Consider the following 25,345-nt stretch of genomic DNA (forward strand, 5'->3'; position numbering starts at 1 on the left):
CAGTCATAATATGTAATGATTAAATAGGTGGTGTATGAATGAATAGAGCAAATATATTAAATGTGTTTGAGCAACTTATTGAGGAGTCTTATTTTCATTGTGAATGGGCTATTGAATGGCAAGAGCGAGAGAATGAGATTGAGTTAATATTCCAAATGAATTTAGAAAATCCGAATAATCTTTCTTTTAGAGATAACTATGACAACATCAGCCATCAAACTGACCTCGTATATAATGTAAAAATGATGATTTATAAGGATGGTTATAAACGCTTCAGTGATAAGGATTACATTGTGTCAATTCCAGTAAATTGTGAGCGTGGAATTGATTACGGAAAATGTTTAGCAATTGTTAAATACTTAAAAAAATTAACGTCTTCTGTTGATGTCAAGTGGCTTGATTTTCTTTCAGAAACGGATGTGGAAGAATTTTCATTGAAATGGAAATGGAGTGACTTTGAAGCGATCCAAAACCGCTTAATTGAAAGCAATCGCTATAGTAAAACGCCTATTTATTTTCCACATCATGAAGATATTAATTAAGGAGTGTTGAATATGGATAAAGTATGGAAAGAAATAAAAGTAACATTCGATTCCTTGCAAACAGTGGATATTGATTTAGTCAATTACTATTTAAATGAAGCAGGTGCAGTAGGCAACGAAATTAAATATGCGCAAGGATATTTAGAAAATCATCCGAATTTGTTTGGTGAAATTCCAGAAGAACTACCTGAAGATTACTTAAATCATCCCGTCGAAGTGATTGGCTATTATGAATCTGAGATTGATTTAGAAAAACTTGAAGAACAATTAAAAACTGTCGGAACGGTTGATTTTAAGATTGAAGTGGTTGATATAGAATTTGAAAATTGGCATGAAAATTGGATGCAATATTATAAACCTGAGCGAATTTCTCGCTTTTTATCTATTGTACCTGAATGGCAAGATAACTATGAAGCTGCACCGTTTGAACAAGTCATTTTTATGGATCCAGGCGTTGCTTTTGGAACTGGGAATCACCCGACAACTCGCTTAAGTGCTCAGGCACTTGAGATGGTTATGCAAGGTGGAGAAACCGTTCTAGATGTAGGAACTGGGACAGGAATCTTAAGTTTTATTGCTTCTGTTTTTGGAGCTAAAGAAGTGTTAGGGTTGGATTTTGATCCTCAAGCAGTCAATGCTGCCATCAATAACTTAAATGCTCAAAAGAATCATGAAATGATTAGACATTTAATTGACGCGCAAAAAATTCGCTTTATTGAAAATGATTTACTAAAAGGAATTGACCAAAAAGCGGATGTCATTGTTGCGAATATTTTACCGCATATTCTAGTAGATTTATTCTCTGATGCTCATAAATTATTGAATGACAATGGGTATCTGATTTTAGGCGGAATTTTAAATGAGAAAGCGTCGTTTATTGAGGAAGCAATTGAAACTTACAACTTTGAAATTTATCAAAAAACTCAGATGAGAGAATGGGTAAATTATATTGTTGTTAAAGGAGATGCGGACTAATGCAACGTTATTTTTCAAAACAAACCCTAGAAGTTAATCAACAGATTCAACTAGAAAAAGATGATAATCATCACATTGTCCGAGTGATGCGAGGAAAGATAGATGACGAAGTTATAATCGTAGATTCAACAAATATCGCTTATAAAGCGAAGATAGAGACAATTGAAGATAATCTAGCAAACTTACGCATTATAAATGCTTTAGAAGACCAACAAACTGAATTACCCATTCAAGTAACTATTGCTTGTGGTTTATCAAAGAATGACAAGATTGATTTAATTGTTCAAAAGGCAACCGAATGCGGGATGAATGAATTTATCCCTTTGGCATTGGATAGAGATGTTGTAAAGTGGAAAGGTAATAAAATTAGTAATCGAATCGAACGATTGGAACGCATTAGTAAAGAAGCAGCAGAACAATGCCACCGTAATGTGATCCCAGAGATAAATCATTTATCTACTATTGATACTTTGCAAAAAGAAGCCGGTAATTATAAGCATAAATTAATTGCTTATGAAGAGACAGCTAAGAAAGGACAACACGGCCAACTTAAGGAAACCTTGAAAGAAGTTCAAGCAGGGGATAATTTAATCATCGTCTTTGGTTCTGAGGGCGGTTTAACAGAGTTAGAAGTAGCCAAATTGAAACAAGTAGGGTATATTGAATGTAGTTTAGGTCCACGGATTTTAAGAGCCGAAACGGCACCTATATACGCTTTAAGCGCAATGAGTTATCATTTAGAAGTATAGAAAGAGGAGATAGAATGGAATTAGCAAAATATATTGACCACACATTATTAAAAGCAGATGCAACTGAGGAACAAATTGAAAAATTATGCCAAGAAGCTGCAGAATATAATTTTAAATCAGTTTGTATTAACCCAGCATTTGTTGCAAAATCAAAAGAATTATTAAAAGACTCAGATAGCTTAGTTTGTACGGTTATTGGTTTCCCTTTAGGCGCAAATGCGACGGAAGTGAAAGTTTTTGAAGCACAACAAGCTGTCAAAGATGGCGCAGATGAGATTGATATGGTCATCAATATTTCTCGTGCTAAAGATGGAGACTGGGCTTATGTTCTAGAAGAAATCAAAGCAGTAGTTGGAGCAGTTGATGAGTCAATTACAACCAAAGTAATCATTGAAACGTCTTTATTGACAGATGACGAGAAACGTAAAGCATCAGAAGTCGTTAAAGAATCTGGAGCAGACTTTGTTAAGACTTCAACTGGATTTTCTACTGGAGGAGCGACGCTAGCTGATGTTAAATTAATGCGTGAAGCCATAGGTCCAGATTTAGGTGTTAAAGCAAGTGGTGGCGTAAGTAATTATGATGAAGCCATCGCTATGATTGAAGCTGGAGCAACGCGTATCGGAGCTTCAAAAGGAATCGCGATTGTATCAGGAACACCATCAACATCTAATGATAACTATTAAGCTAATCTAAAACACAAATAAAGGCTGTGCTAAACAAAGGCACAGTCTTTTGTTATAATGAAATTCAAAGTAAAAAACACAATATTGTTAAATGAGTATAATTAGGTTATAATTGCGCTTATATTTTAAGAAGTGAGGTGAATAAATTTGCAAGGACAAGATTTTTCAGCACAAGAGGTAATTGATTTATGTGCAAAGTACATGAATGACAGTAGTTTGGAGTTTATTCAGCGTGCGCTTGATTATGCAACAGAAGCTCATAAAGACCAATTTCGCTTATCCGGTGAACCTTATATTATTCACCCCATTCAAGTAGCAGGTATTTTGGCAGAGTTACAATTAGATCCTTCAACAGTCGCTACAGGTTTTTTACATGATGTCGTTGAAGATACGGATCGAACATTGGAAGATATCCGGAATGAATTTAGTGAAGTCGTTGCATTTTTAGTTGACGGAGTTACTAAACTAGGGAAATTGAAATTCCAAAGTAAACAAGAGGCTTTGGCCGAAAACCATCGAAAAATGTTACTCGCAATGAGTAAAGATTTACGAGTAATTATCGTAAAATTAGCCGATAGATTACATAATATGCGAACGATGAAATTTCAGCGTAAAGAAAAGCAGATTGAGAAATCACAAGAAGCGATTGATATTTATGCACCGTTAGCTGATCGCTTAGGGATTAGCTCCATTAAGTGGGAACTTGAAGACATTGCATTGCGTTATGTTAATTCAGAATACTACTATTCAATTGTGAATCAGATGGACACGAAGCGCACGGAACGTGAGAATTTTATTCAAGAAACAATTGATGAGATTAAAGTTGCGGTTGAAGAGTTAGAAATTGAAGCAGATATTTCAGGAAGACCGAAACATATTTATTCCATTTATCGTAAGATGGTGGACCAAAGAAAAGAATTTGATGATATTTATGACTTATTAGCTATTCGTGTCATAGTTGATTCAATTAAAGATTGTTACGCTGTATTGGGAGCTGTGCATACGCAGTGGAAGCCAATGCCTGGCAGATTTAAAGATTATATTGCCATGCCAAAAGCGAATATGTATCAATCGATTCATACGACCGTTATAGGAGCGAGTGGCAAACCCGTTGAAATTCAGATTAGAACTAAACAAATGCATATGGTTGCTGAATATGGGGTGGCAGCTCATTGGGCTTATAAAGAAGGTAAGACAAGCAAGGTTGAAGAAGAAGATAGTATCAATAAACAGATGGCATGGTTCCGTGATTTAGTTGAATTACAAGATGATGCTAAAGATGCCAGTGAATTTATGGATTTTGTTAAAGAAGATTTATTTAAAGATCAAGTCTATGTATTTACACCAAACGGAGAAGTGATGGAACTTCCAACAGGCTCTGGTCCGATTGACTTTGCTTATCACATTCACTCCGAAATAGGGAACAAAACAATTGGTGCTAAAGTAAACGGAAGAATTGTCGCCTTAGATTATAAACTGAAGAATGGTGACATTGTAAACATATTGACTAATTCAAATTCGAACGGGCCCAGTCGTGATTGGTTGAAGTTTACTAATACGAGTAAAGCCCGCAACCGAATTAAACGCTTCTTTAAACTCCAAGACCTCGAAGAGAATAGTGAACTTGGCGAAAGTATCTTGGAAAAAGAACTGAAAGAAACAGGCCACTCACTAAAAGTATTAAATAATAAAAAAGTCGAAGCCAGTTTATTAGAGCGCTTTAACTACAATACTTTAACGGATTTATTTGCTTCCATTGGATTAGGTGAGGTAAGTGTGTCAACGATAATTAACTTCTTAGATTTAAAACAAGAAAAAGCTGAAGAAGAAGTGCTTGATAATGACACAACTATTTCAAAAGAGGCTTCAAATCGTCAACGCCAAAGAACCGTCCATGAGAGTGGCGTTGTGGTTGAAGGTGCCGATAATTTAATGATTCGCTTAAGTAAATGTTGTAATCCAGTTCCTGGTGATGAAATTATTGGTTATATTACACGTGGACGAGGGATTTCAGTTCACCGTAAAGATTGCCCAAATTTGTTAGCAGAAACGGAATTAAACGATCGATTAATTGATGTTAAATGGGATCAAGAATTCCAACCAACCGAAGAATATATCACAGAATTATTCATTATTGGTTTTGATCGAGCAGGCTTAATTAATGATGTTCTGCATGTTGTCAGCCATACAGTGAAAAGTTTACTAAGTGTTAACGGGAAACGAGATAAAAATAGTACCGCTACAGTATCACTTAAAGTGGCTGTTTCGAATACGATGCAGTTAGATGATTTAATTAATAAATTGAAAAATATACCAGATGTCTATGAAGTAAAACGTGTGACGGGATAATATTCTTTATTCAATAGTTATTGATAGTTCAAAAGAAAGGTTGTTATGATGCGAGTTTTAATTCAAAGAAGTTTAGAGAGTCATGTTAAAGTCGACGGCGAAATTATCGGACAAATAGACCGAGGCTACGTGTTATTAGTTGGCGTGACGCATGAGGATACTCAAGAAGATGTTGCTTACTTAGCTAGAAAAGTAGCCAATATGCGACTTTTTGAAGATGGGGACAGTAAAGTTAATCTTTCTTTATCAGATGTTGGTGGAGAAGTTCTATCGATTAGCCAATTTACCTTATATGGCAATACAAAAAAAGGGAACCGGCCAAGTTTTACCAATGCAGCGAAGCCTGATATGGCAAACGCATTGTATGAAGATTTTAACCAAGCTTTGCGAGAGTACGGCTACAAAGTTGAAGTCGGTAAGTTTGGTGCTGATATGAAAGTGTCAATTATAAACGATGGTCCGGTCACAATTCTCTTAGATTCAAAAAATAGAAACTTATAAATCAATAAAAATGACGCTATCACGTTAAATGTGATAGCGTCATTTTTATATTTATTTTAATGATTATAGTAATTTTCCAAACCAGCGACAATTAATTCAGTAATATGATCATGATATTCTTGAGAACGAATATAATCAATATCAGTACTATTACTCATATATCCGAGCTCTAATAGAACACTTGGTCGATTATTCTCTCTTAGAACATGATAATTACCAAAGACAACATTATTGTTTGGTAATTCAAACTGCGCCAGTTGTTGATTAATATTATCAGCTAAATCAAAGTCATCTTCATGGAAATAATAAGTCGTGGTCCCGTGCCAATCTGGCACAGGTGACGAATCATAGTGAAGTGATAAGAATGCATCGACATTGGCTTCGTTACTTAGGATTGTTCGCTCATCTAAGTCAACGAATTCATCAGTTGAACGAGTTTGAAGAACAGTCGCACCAGCAGCTTCCAATTTCTCCTGTAAGATTTCTGCTGTCCGTAAAGTAACATCTTTTTCATATGTAATATTATCTAAGCTAATCGCTCCAGAATCTTCGCCACCATGACCTGCGTCAATCATTATGGTTGCGTCGGCTAAGGATCCAGGATTGGTTGTGCCGACATGATTTAACGAGTCGTTTCCAAGGGCAGCGATACGAGATTCAATGTATCCTCTAATGCCAGTTTCATCTTCAACTAAATAGAACTCAGTTTCATCTGAACCAGTAGTAACATCAATGAGTTCAAAGCGTTGATTGATAGATGGTGTATAGATGATGTCCGAATATAAATCCGGTGCTGATAAGAAGGCTTGGTTTTCTTGTCGTACGATTACTAATCTTTCAGCTTCTTCTAATTCTTCTTGCGTCATTTCATCTGGTAAAGATTCTTCTGTTGATTCAGGGTCAGGTACTGATTCAGGAATCGCATCTTGATGGATTAACTCTACAGAACTCGTTGGAATATAGCCATATTGGTTCTCATAGACAACTTGCACCCAGCCATTACGTTCGAAATTAACAATTAAATAAGTGCCCGCATCAATGTCAGCTAACTGCTGTGAATCAGTTGTTTGCTCAGAATATATTGATGATGCAACAAGCAAATGAGCGGCAAGATTTTGATCAGTTACTAAATTATCGTTATCAAGTAACCACTTTGGAATCCAACCTTCAGATGTTCCTTTATAACGCACTCGTAACCAACCATTTCGTTCGGATAAAACATTCACATTTGAGTTTATATCGATGGAATCAATGGCTTGGCTATTTGTTGCTGGTTGACTTCTTAAAACGACAGACTCTTTTTCAATCATCATTAATTCACTCGTTGTTAAGCTTAAGATAGCAATGGAACTAAGTAAAATTAATACGAATGTAATAAAAGGTGGAAAATACTTTTTAGTATAAAGTCGTTTTAAGAATATATTGAAGGTATTGATAAAATCCCCCCACTCCTACAAAAAATTTTAAAGATATTAATTTTATTATATAAATTGTGTAACATAAATTCAAATACGATTAACCTTTGTCACTCAATAGTAATATGTTTGTTATAAATCCGTTAAGGCAACTTGGATTTTCAATAGAAAGAGTAGACAAGCCGATTAATATGTCATTAGTTTGGCTTTAAATCATTTGCTGATTACCTCATATATTTTATCAAAGTAGAAGAAACATTGCTTGGAAACGATTTAATTTGAAACCTTTAAGAAATTAGTTGATTAAATTTTAATTAGACTCTATAATAAAGAAGTATTTAATAAAATCGTTGAAGTAGCCAAGTAAATGCCTCAATAACAGAGACTTCTCATTCCGCTGAAAGTAGAAGATGAGCCATTGAAGACACTATGGAGATGAACAATGCAAAGTTGTTCCGCTAACTACGTTACAGTTCTAAGGTAATAATATATATTGTTACAAATTTAGGTGGTACCGCGTTGAAGACGTCCTATAGCAACTTGCTGTAGGGCTTTTTTATATTTATGGAGGTAAATTATGTTAAAAAAACCAAAAGGAACAGAAGATATACTGCCAGTTAATATTGATAAATGGCATTATGTAGAAGATACGGCTCGTGCAGTATTAGATTCATATAACTTTAAAGAAATAAGAACGCCATTATTCGAATCGATTGATTTGTTTAAACGATCTGTAGGGAATACGACAGATATTGTATCTAAAGAAATGTATGATTTTATGGATAAAGGGGACCGTCACCTGGCTTTACGACCAGAAGGAACGGCACCAATTGTTCGAGCTTATATCGAGCATAAATTACATGGACCAGAACACCCACAACCTTTAAAAGTTTATTATATGGAACCAATGTTCCGTTATGAAAGACCACAAGCTGGAAGACAGCGTCAATTCCATCAATTAGGAATAGAAGTATTTGGTAGTACAAACCCTTCCACTGATGTAGAAGGTATTGCATTAGCCATGGATTTATTTGATGAATTAGGTTTATCAAATTTATCACTACACATTAACTCTTTAGGCAAACCTGATGAACGTGAAAATTATCGTAATGCTTTAATCGAATACTTTACGCCCCTTAAAGATCAATTAAGTGAAGATTCGCAAAGACGTTTGGAAGATAACCCAATGCGTATTATCGATTCAAAAGATAAGAGAGACAAAGCGTTAGCAGAGTCTGCACCAGTTATTTTAGATTTTCTAGGTGAAGAAAGTCAGAAACACTTTGATGAAGTTCAAGCATTTTTGAAAGCACTGAATATACCTTTCACTGTGACACCAACCATTGTTCGTGGCCTAGATTATTATCAAGATACAATCTTTGAAATCTTAGCGACTGACGATTCAATAGGGGCACAATCCACAGTATGTGGTGGTGGACGCTATGATGGCTTAGTTGAACAATTAGGTGGACCAAAGACACCTGGCTTTGGTTTCGGTATTGGTTTAGAAAGATTAATTCTTCTATTAGAGAACCAAGAAGTTGACATGCCAGAATCAGAAGGCTTAGATGTCTTTGTGATGAGCTTAGGTGAAGAAGCGAATATGATGACTCTACAAGTAGTTCAAGCAGCAAGAAAAGATGGTTTAGTTGCCGATCGTGACTACTTAAATCGAAGCATGAAATCACAATTTAAGACAGCTGATAAATTAAATGCAACACTTGTAATCACTATTGGAGAACAGGAAGTTCAAACAGGAAAAGTTCAAGTAAAGCATCAAGGAACTGGGAAACAGACCGAAATTGCTTTTGATGATTTAATGGCAGATTTTATGGGCGAGTATCGTAAGTTAACTGTTGATACATCAGCCATTGACAAATATTTTGGAGGTAAATACTAATGAAAAAAAGAACGACTTATGCAGGTTTAATTAATGAATCATATGTAGATAAGGAAGTAACATTAAAAGGGTGGGTACAAAAGCGACGTGACTTAGGTGGGGTTATCTTTATTGACTTACGTGATAGAGAAGGCTTCTGTCAAGTAGTCTTCAACGCTCAATATATTCCAGAACAAATGGACGAAGCAGATCAATTAAGAAGTGAATACGTTGTTGAAGTTACAGGAACTTTAAAACGTCGTGTAGCTGAGCAAGTAAACCCTAAAATCCCAACAGGTGAATTTGAATTATTAGCTACTGAATTAACTGTTCTTGCTAAAAGTAAAACACCACCAATCTATGTTGAAGATAGCATTGAAACGGATGAAGAGGTACGTTTACGTAATCGTTTCATCGATTTACGTCGTCCGAAGATGTTCAACAACATTCGCTTACGTCACCAAGTGACACAAACAATTCGTCAATTTTTAAATAATTTAGACTTTATCGATGTTGAAACACCTTACTTAACTAAGTCAACACCTGAAGGGGCACGTGACTATTTAGTGCCAACACGTAATAATGCAGGTCATTTCTTTGCCTTACCGCAATCACCACAATTATTTAAACAATTATTAATGGGTGCTGGGATGGACCGTTATTACCAAATCGTACGTTGTTTCCGCGATGAAGATTTACGTGGAGACCGTCAACCAGAATTTACACAAGTTGATATTGAAACAAGTTTCTTAACTCAAGCAGAAATCCAAGAATTTACTGAAGATATGTTAAAAGCAGTAGCAAAAGCAGCTAGAGGCATAGAAATTACTGAAGATTTCCCAGTAATGACTTACCAAGAAGCGATAGATCAATACGGTTCAGATAAACCTGACATTCGTTTCGAAATGAAATTAGTAGATCTGTCAGATTTCGCTAAAACAACTGATTTTGGAGTGTTCAAAGGGGCAGTTGATAACGGTGGTCAAGTAAAAGCCATCAACTTAAAAGGGCATGCAGACGATTATACACGTAAAACTGCAGATGAATTATACAACGTTGTTAAACCGTATGGTGCGAAAGGTCTAGCTTGGACAAAAGTTTCAGAAGATGGCTTTAATGGCCCAATTGCTAAATTCTTCTCATCAGAAGAAGACTACAACTACTTAACAAATGCGTTAGACGCTAAAGTAGGGGATATTATCTTCTTTATGGCCGACTCTACAAAAGTTGTAGCAGACTCATTAGGTGCACTTAGACTTCACTTAGGATCTAAGCACGAATTATATGACCCATCTCAATTAGCTTTCCTATGGGTAGTAGACTGGCCATTACTTGAGTATGATGAAGACAACAAACGTTATGTCGCCATGCACCACCCATTTACATCACCACAAAATTCAGATATCTCTGAATTATCAAACAATCCTGCAGATGCGTTAGCAAATGCGTATGACATTGTTTTAAATGGTTATGAAATTGGAGGAGGAAGTATTCGTATCCATACTCGTGAAATGCAAGAACAAATGTTTGATTTATTAGGCTTCACTAAAGAAGAAGCATATGGTCAATTTGGTTTCTTATTAGACGCGTTAGATTATGGCTTTCCACCACACGGCGGAATTGCATTAGGATTAGATCGTTTAGTTATGATTCTAGCTCAAGAGCCAAACATTCGTGAAGTAATTGCCTTCCCTAAAACAGGACGCGGCTTAGACTTAATGTCACAAGCTCCAAGTAGAGTAAGTAATGATCAATTGCGTGAATTAAATATTTCAGTTAAAGAAAGTAAAAAGTAATTTAAAGGATTAACAAACAAGGAGAGATATCATGTATATCGGATCACATGTTTCAATGAAAGGCAAAGAGATGCTTCTAGGTGCTGCTCAAGAAGCAGCATCTTACGGAAGTAATATCTTTATGATTTACACTGGTGCGCCTCAGAACACGCGGCGAAAAGAAGTCTCTGAGTTTAGAATTGAAGAAGCGAAGGCGTTTATGAAAGAAAACGGTATTGAATTTTTCACCGTTCATGCTCCATACATTATTAATCTCGCTAACACAACGAATGAAGGCTACCATGAATTTGCGATGCAATTTTTACGAGAAGAAATTGAACGCGTAGAAGCTATTGGTGCCACTCAAATTACGATGCATCCAGGTGCACATGTGGGTGCAGGTGCTGAAGTTGGAATTAAACAAATCATAAACGGCTTGAATGGAGTTTTAACAGCTGAACAATCACCTCAGATTGCTTTAGAGACCATGGCAGGTAAGGGAACAGAGATTGGTAGAAACTTTGAAGAGTTAGCCGCTATTATTGATGGTGTTACTTTCAATGAGAAATTATCAGTTACCCTAGATACATGTCACGTCTATGACGCGGGGTATGATCTTGTGAATGATTTAGATGGAATTTTGAACGAATTTGATAAAGTGATTGGATTAGATCGATTAAAAGTCTTACATATCAATGATTCAAAAAATCCTTTTAAGAGCCATAAAGATAGACATGCTAATGTCGGAGAAGGCTCTATTGGCTTTGAAACATTGAATGCAATTGTTCATCATCCACAATTAAGTCATATTCCTAAGATTCTAGAAACACCTTGGGTGCCCCTTCCTGAGAAAGAAAAGGTTAAAGTTGCCCCATATAAAGAAGAAATCTCTATGTTCAAAACGAAGTCCTATAATCCGAATTTAATGACAGATATTTTGAGTTAAAAAAACACTAACGTATATTTCGCTCTTTGAGAGCCAAGTATGCGTTAGTGTTTATTTTGATATTAGATTCTTTGTGGTAAATTCATGACTTCCATGACGATACTCGCTGATTCTTCAATGCTACGATCAGAAACATTAATAATTGGACAACCTAACTCTTCATAAATTTTATGAGCGTATTCCAACTCTTCATTGACACGTGTTTTAGAAGCATATTTTGAACCCGTACCTATGCCGTATTCCTTCATACGCGATTCTCGATGTTTATTTATTACAGCAGAACTATTCGTTAAACCAATGATTTTCTTTGGATCGATTTCGTATAGAATCGGTGTGACTTCCTTTTCAGGAATTAAAGGTAAGTTTGCGACCTTATAGCCTAAAGTACCTAGATACATACTTAATGGTGTTTTACCAGTTCGAGAAATACCTAGAATAACAATCTCAGCTTCGCGTAAACCTTTAGGATCTTTACCATCATCGTAAGCTAGACAGAATTCCATGGCACGAATGCGATCGAAATAATCTTCTGATAATTCATATTGGGCACCACTGATAGCAGATGGTTCAGTTTCTAATCGACGAGCAATTTCTAAAGTGAAAGGTTGAATTAAGTTATAACAAATTAAACCAGTCTTAATGCAATATTTTTCAGCAAATTTAGCAAGTTCTGCATCGGCAATTGTCATAAACACTAAACCATCATGTTCATTTGCATCTTCAAGAATAGATTGAAGTGTTTCATGGTTTGAAATAAATGTATATTTATGTGATACTGTAGTGACATTAGGAAACTGTGCGAAAGAGGCTTTTGCCACCTTTTGAGCAGTTTCTCCAATTGAATCTGATAAAATATAATAATGTAGTACTTTATTATTATTCATGTTAAAATGACCCCCTATAAGTTCTTACATCATAGCATATTTATATAAGGAGACGTCAAGTAATGACTTATGAAGTTATAACAAAAAAAGAAGAAAATAAAATTAATGAAGCAATCTTAAAATTAAAAGAATGCGGCTTTAAAAACACTAAAAAAAGACAAGAAATATTAACGCTGTTTGCGTGTAATGATCGATACTTAAGTGCGCAAACAGTTCACGAGAAGCTAACAGAAAATTATCCCACGATGAGTTACAACACTACGTATCGTAATGTATATGACTTTGTCGAAGCTGGTATTCTGGAAGCAACAGAATATAACCAAGAACAACATTTTCGTATGAATTGTTTAGACCACAATCACCATCACCACCATTTCATTTGTAAAAATTGCGGGATGGCAATACCTTTAGAAACATGCCCGATGGATTTAACTAAAATGACGGATGCTTTAAATGATGTTCAAATTGACACACATCGATTTGAAATATTTGGTTTATGTTCAACGTGTAAAGTATAAAACTTAAATTTAAAATTTTATATAATAAATTTTGTGATAAACAGCATAAAGATCCTATATTTAATCGAATTTTTGGAAACAAATAGACACTTTCTATGGAAAAAGTTTCATTAAGACCTTGCAAAGACAAGGTTGTTTGATTATAATATTACAAGAACTTTATTATTTTGCATAAAAAATAGTAAGGTCAGAAAAGCTTGGGAGGAGGGGATTCATAATGTCTAAAACAGTAGTTCGTGATAACGAATCATTAGAAGACGCTCTTCGTCGCTTTAAGCGAGATGTTTCAAAAACAGGTACTTTAAGAGAAGCACGTAAACGTGAATTTTACGAAAAACCAAGTGTTAAACGTAAGAAAAAATCGGAAGCAGCTCGTAAAAGAAAATTCTAAATAACAGATAGGTGAGGCGAAATGTCACTAACTGAACGAATTAATCAAGACGTCAAGCAAGCGATGAAGGCTAGAGATAAAGAGACTTTAAAAGTATTACGTATGTTGAAGTCGGCATTACAAATGGAGCAATTAGAGCATTCTGAACCTTTAAATGAGGAGCAAGAAATTACGATTATTGCTCGCGAATTAAAACAGCGTAAAGATTCTTTAGCTGAATTTGAAAAAGCTGGACGACAAGATTTGGTAGATGAAGTAACCGATGAAATTGTAGTAGTCGAACGTTACTTACCTAAACAATTATCAGAAGAAGAGATTGAAGTTGAAGTTCGAAAAGTAATGGACGAACTGAATGCAACGTCTAAGTCTGACTTTGGTAAAGTTATGGGGAAAGCTATGGCCAACCTAAAAGGAAAAGCTGATGGTAATCTTGTAAAAGAAGTTACAAAGAATCTATTAGGTTAATCTTTTTAAACATCCGAAAGGGTGTTTTTATTTTCTATAGAAAAAGCTGCGAGTAATACTTTTTACTCGCAGCTTTATTTTTCTAGTAAAGAAAATTATTTTGTGATTTCATAGGTATGAACAAGTGTCGTTTCACGGTTGTCTAAATCTTCACCAACCACTTGATATAATTCATAAGTGACAGTATCCGAAGTTACGTCTACAACAGAGTAGTGTTGGAAGTTTGATTCACGTGCATTTGAATGACCTTCTGCATAGAATGAAGAAATGAAAGGTTGTTCTTCTGTTAATAACAACTCGCGGAAGCTATTAATATTTTCTTCAGTTAATTCATGACCGAATAAGTCTTCGTATGTTTCATGAATATCTTCGTTTTCTAAGATCCAATCAAAACTTTCAAGCTTATAAATCGTATTATAAGTCTTAGTTCCCGCTGTACTAGGAATGAAGAAGACCGTTCCTTCAGGATTATTGAACGTTGTCACATCTTCAATCGATTCACCTGCAGTGGCTACTTCTGCGTTACCGAAGTTTTCAGCATTATGAGTAAGTGCATGAGTCACGGTTAAGTTATGATCGTGCCCATTGAAGACTAAGTCTACATCATACTCATCTAGTAAAGCCATTAAATCATCACGAATTAATTGTACACTTTCATCTTCTAATGAATGATAAGATGAAGAGAATAGAGGGCGGTGATAGCTGACAAATACCCAGTCAATGTCTCCGTTGTCCTTAGCTTCTTGAGCTTTTTGTAACTCTTCTTCAAACCACTCCATTTGGTTATCTAAGATTGCTGGTGCTTCATCTTCGTCTGATTCATTTGCTTGTTCAGTGTTTAAGTTAATGAATTGTACACCGTTATAACGCGTTGAATAAGCTGCACCTGAATCCATCCCTTCAACTGCATTGTCGGTATTAATATGATCTAAGAAGTTATCATTATCATGGTTACCGGTGATAAACATATGTGGCATTTCATTATTTAATGGTAATAATGCATCTAAAGTTAAGTTCCATTCTGTATCGTTCCAGTCATCATTAACTACATCACCTGTATGTAGTGCAAAGTGGGCATCTTCTGCATTAGGATTTTCTAACATTGATTGAATGGTTGAATTTGAATAATCTGCTTCTGAACGTTGGTTTTCTGATGAGAAAGCGTTTTGAGTGTCAGTATAGTGAATGAATGAGAAATCATCACTTGATTCGCTTGCTGTTGTAAATGTCGCTTCGTCAGATAATTCACCGTCTTTATTTCCTACTGTATAGTGATATACAGTGTTTGGATTTAATTCAGTCGCTGTTGCTTTATATGCTGTTTCAGTAAAGCTAGGGTAAGGTAAACCTAAAGAATAATTATCAAACCCTTTGTCTAACCATAATAGGTTGTCATCTGAGAATACTTCATCAGTATAGTATCCAACAACTTCATCAGGATTTTCAGTTGCAATCCATGGGTCATCATCGTCTGTTATGGGCTTATTCTCTTCCTCATCCCACATAATAGCATAAACGTAATGCCCGTCTTCTGTCATTTGGTTATAGAAGGCATCATCAATTTCAATGATTTCAGGATCTACTTCAATAGCGTCATCCATCGATTGCCCCTCTTCCCAAATGTATAATTTTGCATTCTCATCTGAATCGGTTGTATGCCATTGGAAATGCATAGATGTCGAAGGGTCATCGGTTAAGTTTGTTGTAATTCTGTTTGGTGAATTATTTACAGGTGTTTCCGGATTAGCAGGGTTTTCTTGAGTAACTTCTGCAGTTTCTCCACCAATCGTTACTGCTGTAATATTACCTTCATCGTCAAATTCAATACCGTCATTTGACGTAATTGCTTCTTCAGAATATGCCTCATCATTCGCACGTTCCTCATTAGCGATATGTGTATCTTCAGTGATTGAACCTGTGGTTGTTTCTTGTGCGTGAACATTAAATCCAACGCTTGATAACATAGTTGTTGCCAGTAAAGCAGACAAGACCATTTTTTTCAAAGATTTCATTTTCATTCTCCTTATACAATTTTTGTTATTTACATCACTAATTATACGATAGAAGTGTAAATTTCCTGTAAATATCGTGTAAATTAGATGTAAAGATGAAAAAATGAAGTAACTTTGTTCTACCATGCAATGTTAAAAGGATTTTGTTATAATTAGGTACTAAAGTTCATTTTTTTATGTATTTATGGTAATCTTATTTTAATTAAAGACAATGATAAAAGGAGCGTATTATTTGAGCGGAGCAGATGCATTTTCACAACAAGTTATTGTATCAAACCAAGATTGGTTATTAGCGATACTAGGGACACATGATAAGTATGTTCGATTACTCGAAGAGAACTTTGATATTCAGGTTAGTAATCGTGGCGAAGTTATAACAATATCAGGAAAAGAAGAAGATGTTGAGATGACACGAGCAATCATGTTGAATTTAGTTGAGCTTTTAGAAAGAGGGATTACCCCTCGAACGATGGATATCATTACTGCTGCTAAGATGGCAAAAAATGGAACCATTGAATATTTCATTAACCTATTTGAAGAAGTCATCGGTCGAGCATATGACGGAACAGCGATTCGTGCGAAAAATTTTGGACAACTACAATATGTCAGAGCAGTTGAAACTCACGATGTGGTGTTTGGAATCGGGCCAGCAGGTACAGGGAAAACTTTCTTAGCGGTTGTATTAGCAGTTCAAGCTATGAGAGAAGGCCGTGTTAAAAAAATCATCTTAACGCGTCCTGCCGTAGAAGCCGGAGAGAGCCTTGGATTTTTACCAGGCGACTTGAAAGAAAAAGTAGATCCATATCTGAGACCTGTTTACGATGCACTTTATACTATTTTTGGGATGGAACATACAAATCGTTTGATGGAAAGAGGTATTATTGAAATTGCACCTTTAGCATATATGCGTGGTCGTACATTAGATGACGCTTTTGTTATCTTAGATGAAGCTCAAAATACAACCATTGCACAAATGAAGATGTTCTTAACACGACTTGGCTTTGGCTCTAAGATGATTATTAACGGAGATCAGACTCAAATTGACTTACCAAAAGGTGTTAAATCAGGCTTAATTGATGCTGAGAGAAAATTAAATAAAATAAATAAAATTAAATTTAATTACTTTGATGAATTTGATGTTGTACGCCATCCAGTTGTAGCGGATATTATTAGAGCTTATTCTGAAGATTAATTTTATATAGAGGGGGGAGTAAAATGAACCAGCAACTACGGAAACTACAGACGGTTTTAGGCACATTATTCATCCCTCTAATTATTTTGCTTATGTCTGTGTTGATATTTTTTATAGGTTTTACAGATGTGCAACCTGAACAATATAATTTTCGTATCAACCAAGTTGCGGAGGAAACAGTTCAAGCTCCTGTAACGATAGAAGATACTGAACAGACTAAGATTAATATGGAACGTGCACGTTCAAGCGTGCCAGACGCATATGTTTTTCAGCCTGCTATTCTTGATCAACAAGTGGAGCAGGCTGAAGAGTTTTTTAATTTAATTTATTCTATTAGAGAGAATGAATACTCAACTGTTGACATTAATGAGATGTTTGAAGATTATGTATCAAGTGATCTGATGGATATTAAATCGATAGATAGTCAACGAGCTGAGACACAATCTGTTCCTTTTGGACAATTAGAAGCCACGGAACAGCTTGTTGTTTATAACCAAGCAATCTTAGCGAGTGAGAGTGATTCGGTCGAAGAATTAGATGAATCGTTATCAGTGGAATCTATTACTAGACTGTTAACAGTAAATAATGAAGCTTTAAATCAATTGCAACAACAAATCAATGATTTACTTGCGAGTGTTTTAAGTAGTGAAATTGAATCGACTGATTTAAATCAAATTTTATCAGATGTGAATCAATATATTAGTGAATTGGATATAGACTCTGAAAATAAGGGCATTATCAGCGAATTAATGCAAGAATTGGTTGTACCAACTGTAGTTTATAGTGAAAGTGAGACAGAAAAGCGTCGTGCAGAAGCAGAGAATGCTATTCAACCGAGCTATATCTTACAAGGGCAAATAATCGTTCAAGAAGGACACATTATTAACCAAACGACTTACAGACAATTAGATTTGCTTGGTTATCTAGATCGCGAGTCTAACAATGATTTATTAATTGCTTTTGCAGCAGTTATTATCATTCATGCAATCGCACTTGTTTACTATGTTGTAAAAGAGAAAGAAAATGCGCTATTGGACATTGAATTGGGCACACAAATCCTGGGTTATGGCTTACTCTTTACAGTAAGTTTTCTAGTCTTGAGAGTGTTGCATATATTGCAATTGAATGGGATTGATTACGCCATGTTATTTCTTCCAATCTATGTGATCCCAATGTTGTTAAGACCAAGGACCAATATAAGATTAACCTTATTCTTTATGGGCTTTTTCAATTTATTTGCATTATTTATTTCTCATGATGGCGATAGTATGACTGTGACCTTTATGATAACAAGTTTTTATTTCTTTAGTTCTTTAATTTCATTAAGTTATCAATTACTAATTAAGAATAACATCTCATTAAGGTACGGCTTCTTATATGCATTGGTCTTGCATGCTGTATTTGTGATGCCGATAGTGTTGATGACGAACGTTTCGTTAGTAACTGAAAATTCAGTTGTTATATTATCGTTTATATTATTTAATTTACTGATAGCCTTTGGTATTTATTTCTTCATTGAACCATATTGGCATAAACTTTTAAGCAGTAAAGCACCATTAACTTTAAACCAACTAGCGAATTTAACTCATCCGCTATTGAAAAGTATTGTAGAGAAAGCACCAGGCTCTTATCACCATAGTATGATGGTAGCGAATATTTCAGCGAATGCTGCGGATGCTATCGGAGCAGATTCATTATTAGTAAGAATTGCATCGTATTACCATGATATTGGAAAGGTAAATCATCCATTGTTTTTCGTTGAGAATTTATCTGAAGGAATGGAGTCTCCACATTCAATGGTGACGGCTGAAGAGAGTGCTGCCATTATTATTGGGCATGTCACTGAAGGAGAAAAGATCTTACGAGAATATGATATGCCAGAAAGTGTTATCGATATTTGTATGCAACACCACGGAACCACTTTAGTAAGGTATTTTTATCATCAGGCTAAACAAACAAACAATCATGTGGACGAGGAAAAGTTCCGCTATCCTGGACCTAAGCCTCAAAGCAAAGAGGCAATGATTATCATGATTGCTGATTCAGTTGAAGCTGCTTCTAGAACAGTTAAAGAACATACGCAAACAGCATTTGAAAAATTAGTTGATAGTATTATTAATGGGAAATTGGCCGAAGGACAATTTGAAGAGTGTCATATGACAGTTACTGAATTAGAAAAAGTTAAAAAATCAATTGTACAAACTATAGCAAGTACATTTCATACTCGGGTGGAGTATCCAGATTAAAAAGTGGAGGACAACTTATGATTATAGATTTAATAGATGAAGATGGGTTACTAACTGAAGAACATACAGAGATGTTAAACCACATTATTAACCAAACAGCTCACAAACTTGGATTAGGCGAAGGTATCGAAGTCGATATCTCAATCGTATCAAATGATATTATTCATGAATTGAATAAAGAGTATCGTGGTATTGATCGACCAACGGATGTATTAAGTTTTGCTTTAGAGGAAGACGTAGATGAGGCACCGAAATTCAACTTTGATTCATTTTCTGATATTGAAGGTGGCAATGATGTGTCTAAACACTTAGGAGATATTATTATTTCTTTTGAAAAAACTGTAGAGCAGGCTGAAGATTATGGACATTCAGTCGAAAGAGAATTAGCATTCTTAGCTGTCCATGGCTTCTTACATTTGAATGGGTATGACCATCAAACTGAAGCTGACGAAAAAGAAATGTTCTCGTTACAAGAAGAGGTGCTAGAAGAAAATGGCTTTTCACGAGGGCAATAACAAATTTACAAAATCTGTTTATCATGCAGTTCAAGGGATTATTGAGACTGTAAAAGTTGAAAGAAATATTAAAATCCATATGATTATTACAGCTCTAGTTATCATTGCAGGATTTCTATTCAAGATTAATTTAGTTGAGTGGTTGAGTATCGTTATTTGCATTGGCTTAGTCATCGGTATGGAATTATTGAATACTTCCATTGAACATACAGTTGATTTAGCGTGTCAAAAGGAGTACCATCAACTAGCCAAAAAAGCAAAAGATGCATCCGCTGGTGCAGTATTAGTGGTTGCAACCATGTCGGTTGTTATTGGAATGATTATATTTATACCAAAAATTTGGAAGTTAATATTTATTAATTAAGGAGTGTTTATGGAAAATAAAAAATTTAAATCAGGTTTTATTACCATTATTGGTAGACCAAATGTAGGGAAATCAACTTTATTAAACCGTTTTGTAGGACAAAAAGTAGCCATTATGTCTGACAAGGCACAAACAACACGTAATCGAATTCAAGGGGTCGTTACTGATGAAGAGAGTCAAATCGTCTTCATTGATACACCAGGAGTTCATAAACCGAAACATGCTTTAGGTGACTTTATGTTGAATGCAGCATACAGCGCACTTAAAGGGGTAGATGGAATCTTAGTAGTTGTGAATGCATCTGAAAAAATCGGACCTGGTGACCGTCTTGTAATTGAAAGAGTGAAACAAGCAAACATTCCTGTGTTCTTAGTTATTAATAAGATTGACTTAGTAACACCAGACGAATTATTACCAATCATTGACACTTACCGTCAAGAACATGATTTTGATGAAATCTACCCAATTAGTGCCACAGAAGGTAATAACGTTGATGCACTAATCCAAGGAATTAAAGAAATTATTCCAGAAGGACCTCAATACTATCCAGCTGACCAAGTGATGGATCATCCAGAATACTTTATTGTCGCTGAATTTATTCGTGAGAAAATATTAGAATTAACACGCGAAGAAATTCCGCATTCGGTTGCGGTTCAAGTTGAGAGCATGAGACGAAACGAAGATGATAAGATTGAGATTCAAGCAGCCATTATTGTAGAGCGCAGTTCTCAAAAAGGAATTATTATCGGAGCCCAAGGATCAATGATTAAAAAAATTGGACAACGGGCTCGTCGAGATATTGAAATTCTATTAGGAGATAAAGTTTATCTTGATTTATGGGTGAAAGTTCAAAAGAATTGGCGCGATCGTCGTACTCAATTGAATGACTTTGGTTATCGACCTGACAATTATTAAATGATAGAGGTGATTAGTTGAATGAACGGTTCGAAGGGATTGTTTTGTTTCAGAGAAAGCATCGGGAACATGATGCGCTCGTAAAGATTTTTACAAAAGATTATGGAACGAAAATGTTCTTTGTAAGAGGCTTACAAAAACCTAATCATCACTTAACTAGTCAACTAATACCGCTCACAGTGAACCACTATATTGGCAACATTAACGAAGAAGGCTTATCTTTTCTAAAAGAAGCGAATACGATTGAAATTCATCGAGAAATTCAAACGGACTATATGAAACAAGCATATTCAAGTTATGTGACTCAATTAGTCGATGCAGCGATTAATGATAATACACCAGACCAGGCATTATACGAGATGCTAAAGAAAGCATTAGAATTAATTAATAGTGACGTATCTTATGAGGCGATTACGATTAGCATGGAGATTAAGTTACTAAGATACTTTGGTTTTGATATACATTTTGATCGTTGTCGCATCTGTGGGACAACGGTACAGCCTTTTGATTTCAGTATGAAATTCCAAGGAGTCCTATGTCAGAAACACTTTCATGAAGATCCATTTCGTATGCATATAGCGCCAAAAGCAATGTTTATTGCAAGTCGGCTTGATTTAGCTAGTTTACATCAAATAAATAGTATTCAAGTCAGTCAAGTGACAATCCAAGAATTACGTCGATTAATGGATGAAATTTATAAAGAATTTGTCGGTATTAACTTGAAGAGCAAGAGTTATTTAAATAATTTGGATACATTAAGTGCTTCCATGAAAGATGTCATCAGAAAACGATACAAATCTGATTGAGAATTTGAGTGAATTGTAGTATGATGTTCTATGTATTAAGGTGATTAAATAAGATAGTAAAGCGAGTCTAGGAGAGTGAAAGCTAGACCAAATCGAAGGCAACCTTAAAAGTTTTTTTAATTGAATCGTTTGATATAAGTGCAAGTTAACGCTTGAATTAGGGTGGAACCGCGAAGTTACTTCGTCCCTATGATTTAGATTTTTATCTAATCATAGGGGCAGTTTTTTTATTTTACAGAAAAGAGGAATTATCAATGGCAAAGACAATTCAAGAAATGATATTAACATTACAACAATATTGGGCAGAACAAGGGTGTTTAATTTTACAAAGTTATGACACTGAAAAAGGAGCAGGGACAATGAGCCCGTATACTTTCTTACGTGCAATCGGACCTGAGCCTTGGAATGCAGCGTATGTTGAACCATCAAGACGTCCAGCTGATGGACGTTATGGTGAGAACCCAAACCGTTTATATCAACATCATCAATTCCAAGTTGTGATGAAACCATCTCCGACAAATATTCAAGAATTATACCTAGATAGCTTAGTGGCTTTAGGGATTGACCCACTTGCGCATGACATTCGTTTTGTTGAAGATAACTGGGAAAATCCATCGTTAGGCTGTGCAGGCTTAGGATGGGAAGTATGGATTGATGGAATGGAAATTACCCAATTTACTTACTTCCAACAAGTAGGTGGTTTAAAAGTAGACCCAGTAACAAGTGAATTAACATATGGATTAGAGCGTTTAGCCATGTATATTCTAGATGTGGATAATGTTTATGACTTAGAATGGGCTCCGGGAGTGAAATATGGTGAAATTTTTAAACAACCTGAACGTGAACACTCGACTTACTCATTTGATTTAAGTAATACTGAAATGCTTTTCACACAATTTAATGCATTTGAAAAAGAAGCTATGAATTTAATTGATAATGGACTGTCACATCCAGCCTATGACTACATCTTAAAATGCTCACACACATTCAACTTACTTGATGCACGTGGAGTAATCTCTCAGTCAGACCGTGCTGGGTACTTAGGTAGAATTAGAAAGATGGCTCGCTCTGTTGCACAAGCATTTGTAAATGAGCGTGAAGAACTTGGCTTCCCATTATTAAATAGAGACAAAGCGTAAAGGAGCGATTGACATGACAAAAGATTATTTATTAGAAGTTGGTATGGAAGAAATACCTGCTCGTTTTTTAACTGAATTAAGTGACCAATTAAAAGATAAAGTTGAGCAGTTTTTAACTGATAACCGATTGACTTATGATGATGCAGTCGCTTATTCAACACCAAGACGCTTAGCTGTGATTGTTAAAGGAATTTCAGAACGTCAAGAAGACGTATCTGAGAAAGTTAAAGGACCTGCATTACGTATTGCACAGGACGAAGAAGGTGAATGGAGTAAAGCAGCACAAGGCTTTGTTCGCGGACAAAAATTAACTGTCGATGACATCTTTGTTGAACAAATTAAAGATGAAGACTATATCTTCGTTAATAAACATACAGAGGGCTTATCAGCTAAAGAGGTATTAGCGAATATGGCTGATGTATTAAACGCGATGACATTCCCAGTTAGCATGACCTGGAATTCATTCAATAAAAGTTTTATCCGTCCAGTACATTGGATTGTGTCATTACTTGATGATGAAGTTGTTCCATTTAGCTTTATTAATATAGAAGCAGGAAATACATCAACTGGTCATCGTTTCCTAGGTGGTAAAACAGAAATTACGTCTCCTAATAATTATATAGAAAAATTAAGAGATGAGTTTGTGCTTGTTGATTCATCTGAAAGAAAAGATGTTATTATCAAACAAATTGGACAAATTGCTTCAGACAATCATTGGAATGTTCCAATGACTGAAGATTTATTAGATGAAGTGACTGCTTTAGTTGAATGGCCGACGGCCTTCTTTGGTCAATTCGAGGACGAGTATTTAGAAATCCCACAAATTGTATTAATCACTGCGATGAGAGACCACCAAAGATATTTCTACGCTTTAGAAGAAGGAACTGATAGGTTATTACCTTATTTCATCTCAGTTCGTAATGGTGATGACAATCATATAGAGAATGTTATTAAAGGAAATAAAAAAGTGTTGAAAGCACGTTTAGAAGATGCTTTATTCTTCTATAAAGAAGATATGACTCATGATTTAGCGTACTTCACTGAGAAATTAGGGTCGGTTAAAGAACACTTTAAACTTGGAACATTAGCAGAAAAGCAAAAACGCGTTGAACATATTGTTAATAAATTAGCTGAAACAATTAATGAACCCAAAGCTGGTTCTGTAGCAAGTGAAGCAGCTAAAATTTATAAATTTGATTTAATGACTCAAGTAGTTAATGAATTTGACGAATTACAAGGTCAAATGGGTGAAATTTATGCGAAAGAATTTGGAGTATCAGACGAAATTGCGCATACGATTAGCCAACAATATATGCCTACAAGTAGTGGGGGAGAATTACCAGGAACATTAGCTGGAGCAATGCTTGCTTTTGCTGATAAATTTGATACACTATTAAACTACTTTAACATCGGATTAATTCCAACAGGATCTAACGATCCTTATGCACTTCGCCGTCAAGCGATGGGAATGGTAGAAATTAGTGAGAAATATGATTGGAACTTTGACATGCAAGAATTTGTAAAAATTGTGATTAAAGATATGGTTGTCACTGAAGAAGATTTGATTGACTCATTTATTGATTTTATTAAATTACGTATTCAACAATTTCTTGAGAAAGAAGCGATTGATTATGATATCATTCAAGCAGAGCTTAATGGACGTCATGCGAATGTGTATACAGGTGTTAATTTTGCTAGAGGCATTCAAAAACTTAAGAATGACTCACCAGAAGAATATCGTAATTTAGTTGAATCTTTAACACGTGTGGTGAATTTAGGCGTTAAAGAAAATTCAGATGGCTTATTCGAAGAAACGAAAGCTCAAACAGAATCAGAGCAAAAATTATTCGATATGTTAAAAACAGATTTCTCTACGGAGCGAGAAAAAGCATTAGATATGTTCATTAAATTGTCTGATCCAATTGCCGATTACTTCAACAACAATATGGTTAATGACGATAATGAAGCAATAAGAGAAAACAGATTGAAAACAATGAAATTTATTACGGATAAAGTATTGAAATTTATAGACCCAAGAGAGTTAAATAGTAAGTTTTAGAAAATTATACAAAGAAAGAAAG

At 35.2% G+C, this 25,345-nt stretch carries 23 protein-coding genes and 1 other annotated feature; of the genes, 20 read left to right on the forward strand and 3 right to left on the reverse strand.

Translation table 11 applies throughout. From position 1 onward, the window contains the following. Positions 1–38: 38 nt before the first annotated feature. The 6 genes from HW423_RS04220 to dtd all read left to right on the forward strand — a co-directional run bounded on the left by HW423_RS04220 (position 39) and on the right by dtd (position 5,802). Entirely contained in the window at positions 39–542 is a 504-nt protein-coding gene (locus HW423_RS04220; RefSeq protein WP_218930698.1) for a DUF3013 family protein, read from the forward strand. Between the two features lie 12 nt (positions 543–554). Next, positions 555–1,517 carry a 50S ribosomal protein L11 methyltransferase gene (prmA, locus tag HW423_RS04225; protein WP_218930699.1) on the forward strand — a complete coding sequence of 321 codons (963 nt, stop codon included), beginning with the start codon at positions 555–557 and terminating at the stop codon, positions 1,515–1,517. Beyond that, the gene (locus tag HW423_RS04230) at positions 1,517–2,266 is read left to right on the forward strand and encodes a 16S rRNA (uracil(1498)-N(3))-methyltransferase (RefSeq protein ID WP_218930700.1); all 750 of its coding nucleotides are present in this window, start codon (positions 1,517–1,519) and stop codon (positions 2,264–2,266) included. The genes prmA and HW423_RS04230 overlap by 1 nt, the downstream gene beginning before the upstream one ends. 14 nt (positions 2,267–2,280) lie before the next feature. Next, positions 2,281–2,952: a deoxyribose-phosphate aldolase gene (gene deoC, locus HW423_RS04235; protein WP_218930701.1), complete on the forward strand. Its 672-nt coding sequence runs from the start codon at positions 2,281–2,283 to the stop codon at positions 2,950–2,952. Between the two features lie 201 nt (positions 2,953–3,153). Continuing rightward, complete coding sequence (locus tag HW423_RS04240) at positions 3,154–5,301, forward strand: RelA/SpoT family protein (RefSeq protein ID WP_218930759.1); 2,148 nt, start codon at positions 3,154–3,156, stop codon at positions 5,299–5,301. Positions 5,302–5,349: 48 nt separating this feature from the next. After that, the gene (gene dtd / locus HW423_RS04245) at positions 5,350–5,802 is read left to right on the forward strand and encodes a D-aminoacyl-tRNA deacylase (protein WP_218930760.1); all 453 of its coding nucleotides are present in this window, start codon (positions 5,350–5,352) and stop codon (positions 5,800–5,802) included. Between the two features lie 56 nt (positions 5,803–5,858). On the opposite strand, the gene HW423_RS04250 is transcribed toward dtd, so the two are convergent. After that, positions 5,859–7,115, reverse strand: a complete 1,257-nt coding sequence (locus HW423_RS04250; RefSeq protein ID WP_218930702.1) for an N-acetylmuramoyl-L-alanine amidase — start codon at positions 7,113–7,115, stop codon at positions 5,859–5,861. A 443-nt stretch (positions 7,116–7,558) separates the two neighbouring features. Beyond that, positions 7,559–7,753, forward strand: a binding site (T-box leader). A gap of 41 nt (positions 7,754–7,794) precedes the next feature. Here HW423_RS04250 and hisS point away from each other — a divergent pair. From hisS to HW423_RS04265, 3 genes are read left to right on the forward strand one after another with little or no spacing between them, the layout of a single operon-like run. After that, positions 7,795–9,117, forward strand: coding sequence for a histidine--tRNA ligase (gene hisS, locus HW423_RS04255; RefSeq protein WP_218930703.1), 1,323 nt, complete (start codon positions 7,795–7,797; stop codon positions 9,115–9,117). Beyond that, positions 9,117–10,892, forward strand: a complete 1,776-nt coding sequence (gene aspS, locus HW423_RS04260; RefSeq protein ID WP_218930704.1) for an aspartate--tRNA ligase — start codon at positions 9,117–9,119, stop codon at positions 10,890–10,892. Before hisS ends, aspS begins: the two co-directional genes overlap by 1 nt. Before the next feature lie 31 nt (positions 10,893–10,923). Then, positions 10,924–11,817: a deoxyribonuclease IV gene (locus HW423_RS04265; protein ID WP_218930705.1), complete on the forward strand. Its 894-nt coding sequence runs from the start codon at positions 10,924–10,926 to the stop codon at positions 11,815–11,817. Positions 11,818–11,879: 62 nt separating this feature from the next. On the opposite strand, the gene HW423_RS04270 is transcribed toward HW423_RS04265, so the two are convergent. After that, on the reverse strand, positions 11,880–12,701 hold the full coding sequence (locus HW423_RS04270; RefSeq protein ID WP_218930706.1) for a pyruvate, water dikinase regulatory protein: 822 nt from the start codon (positions 12,699–12,701) through the stop codon (positions 11,880–11,882). Positions 12,702–12,763: 62 nt separating this feature from the next. Between HW423_RS04270 and HW423_RS04275 the strand changes: the two genes are divergently transcribed. The 3 genes from HW423_RS04275 (at position 12,764) to HW423_RS04285 (ending at position 14,075) form a co-directional block, all read left to right on the forward strand. Next, positions 12,764–13,219 carry a Fur family transcriptional regulator gene (locus HW423_RS04275; protein WP_218930707.1) on the forward strand — a complete coding sequence of 152 codons (456 nt, stop codon included), beginning with the start codon at positions 12,764–12,766 and terminating at the stop codon, positions 13,217–13,219. A gap of 217 nt (positions 13,220–13,436) precedes the next feature. Then, positions 13,437–13,610, forward strand: coding sequence for a 30S ribosomal protein S21 (rpsU, locus tag HW423_RS04280; RefSeq protein WP_138403937.1), 174 nt, complete (start codon positions 13,437–13,439; stop codon positions 13,608–13,610). Positions 13,611–13,631: 21 nt separating this feature from the next. Beyond that, complete coding sequence (locus HW423_RS04285; RefSeq protein ID WP_138403936.1) at positions 13,632–14,075, forward strand: GatB/YqeY domain-containing protein; 444 nt, start codon at positions 13,632–13,634, stop codon at positions 14,073–14,075. A gap of 95 nt (positions 14,076–14,170) precedes the next feature. Here the strand turns inward: HW423_RS04285 and HW423_RS04290 are convergent, their stop codons facing one another. Beyond that, entirely contained in the window at positions 14,171–16,087 is a 1,917-nt protein-coding gene (locus HW423_RS04290) for a purple acid phosphatase family protein (RefSeq protein WP_218930708.1), read from the reverse strand. A 232-nt stretch (positions 16,088–16,319) separates the two neighbouring features. On the opposite strand from HW423_RS04290, the gene HW423_RS04295 reads away from it, so the two are divergent. The 8 genes from HW423_RS04295 to glyS all read left to right on the forward strand — a co-directional run bounded on the left by HW423_RS04295 (position 16,320) and on the right by glyS (position 25,323). Next, complete coding sequence (locus HW423_RS04295) at positions 16,320–17,279, forward strand: PhoH family protein (RefSeq protein ID WP_218930709.1); 960 nt, start codon at positions 16,320–16,322, stop codon at positions 17,277–17,279. 23 nt (positions 17,280–17,302) lie between these two features. Further along, complete coding sequence (locus HW423_RS04300) at positions 17,303–19,525, forward strand: HD family phosphohydrolase (RefSeq protein ID WP_218930710.1); 2,223 nt, start codon at positions 17,303–17,305, stop codon at positions 19,523–19,525. Positions 19,526–19,542: 17 nt separating this feature from the next. Beyond that, positions 19,543–20,040 carry an rRNA maturation RNase YbeY gene (ybeY, locus tag HW423_RS04305; RefSeq protein ID WP_218930711.1) on the forward strand — a complete coding sequence of 166 codons (498 nt, stop codon included), beginning with the start codon at positions 19,543–19,545 and terminating at the stop codon, positions 20,038–20,040. Further along, positions 20,018–20,404, forward strand: coding sequence for a diacylglycerol kinase family protein (locus HW423_RS04310; protein ID WP_218930712.1), 387 nt, complete (start codon positions 20,018–20,020; stop codon positions 20,402–20,404). Before ybeY ends, HW423_RS04310 begins: the two co-directional genes overlap by 23 nt. A gap of 9 nt (positions 20,405–20,413) precedes the next feature. Beyond that, the gene (gene era / locus HW423_RS04315; RefSeq protein ID WP_218930713.1) at positions 20,414–21,319 is read left to right on the forward strand and encodes a GTPase Era; all 906 of its coding nucleotides are present in this window, start codon (positions 20,414–20,416) and stop codon (positions 21,317–21,319) included. 17 nt (positions 21,320–21,336) lie between these two features. Further along, on the forward strand, positions 21,337–22,125 hold the full coding sequence (gene recO / locus HW423_RS04320; protein WP_218930714.1) for a DNA repair protein RecO: 789 nt from the start codon (positions 21,337–21,339) through the stop codon (positions 22,123–22,125). Positions 22,126–22,379: 254 nt separating this feature from the next. Continuing rightward, positions 22,380–23,264: a glycine--tRNA ligase subunit alpha gene (gene glyQ / locus HW423_RS04325; protein WP_218930715.1), complete on the forward strand. Its 885-nt coding sequence runs from the start codon at positions 22,380–22,382 to the stop codon at positions 23,262–23,264. 13 nt (positions 23,265–23,277) lie between these two features. Further along, complete coding sequence (glyS, locus tag HW423_RS04330) at positions 23,278–25,323, forward strand: glycine--tRNA ligase subunit beta (protein WP_218930716.1); 2,046 nt, start codon at positions 23,278–23,280, stop codon at positions 25,321–25,323. The last annotated feature ends 22 nt before the right edge of the window (positions 25,324–25,345 follow it).

The organism is Ruoffia halotolerans, assembly GCF_014049385.1.
Lineage (GTDB): Bacteria > Bacillota > Bacilli > Lactobacillales > Aerococcaceae > Ruoffia > Ruoffia halotolerans.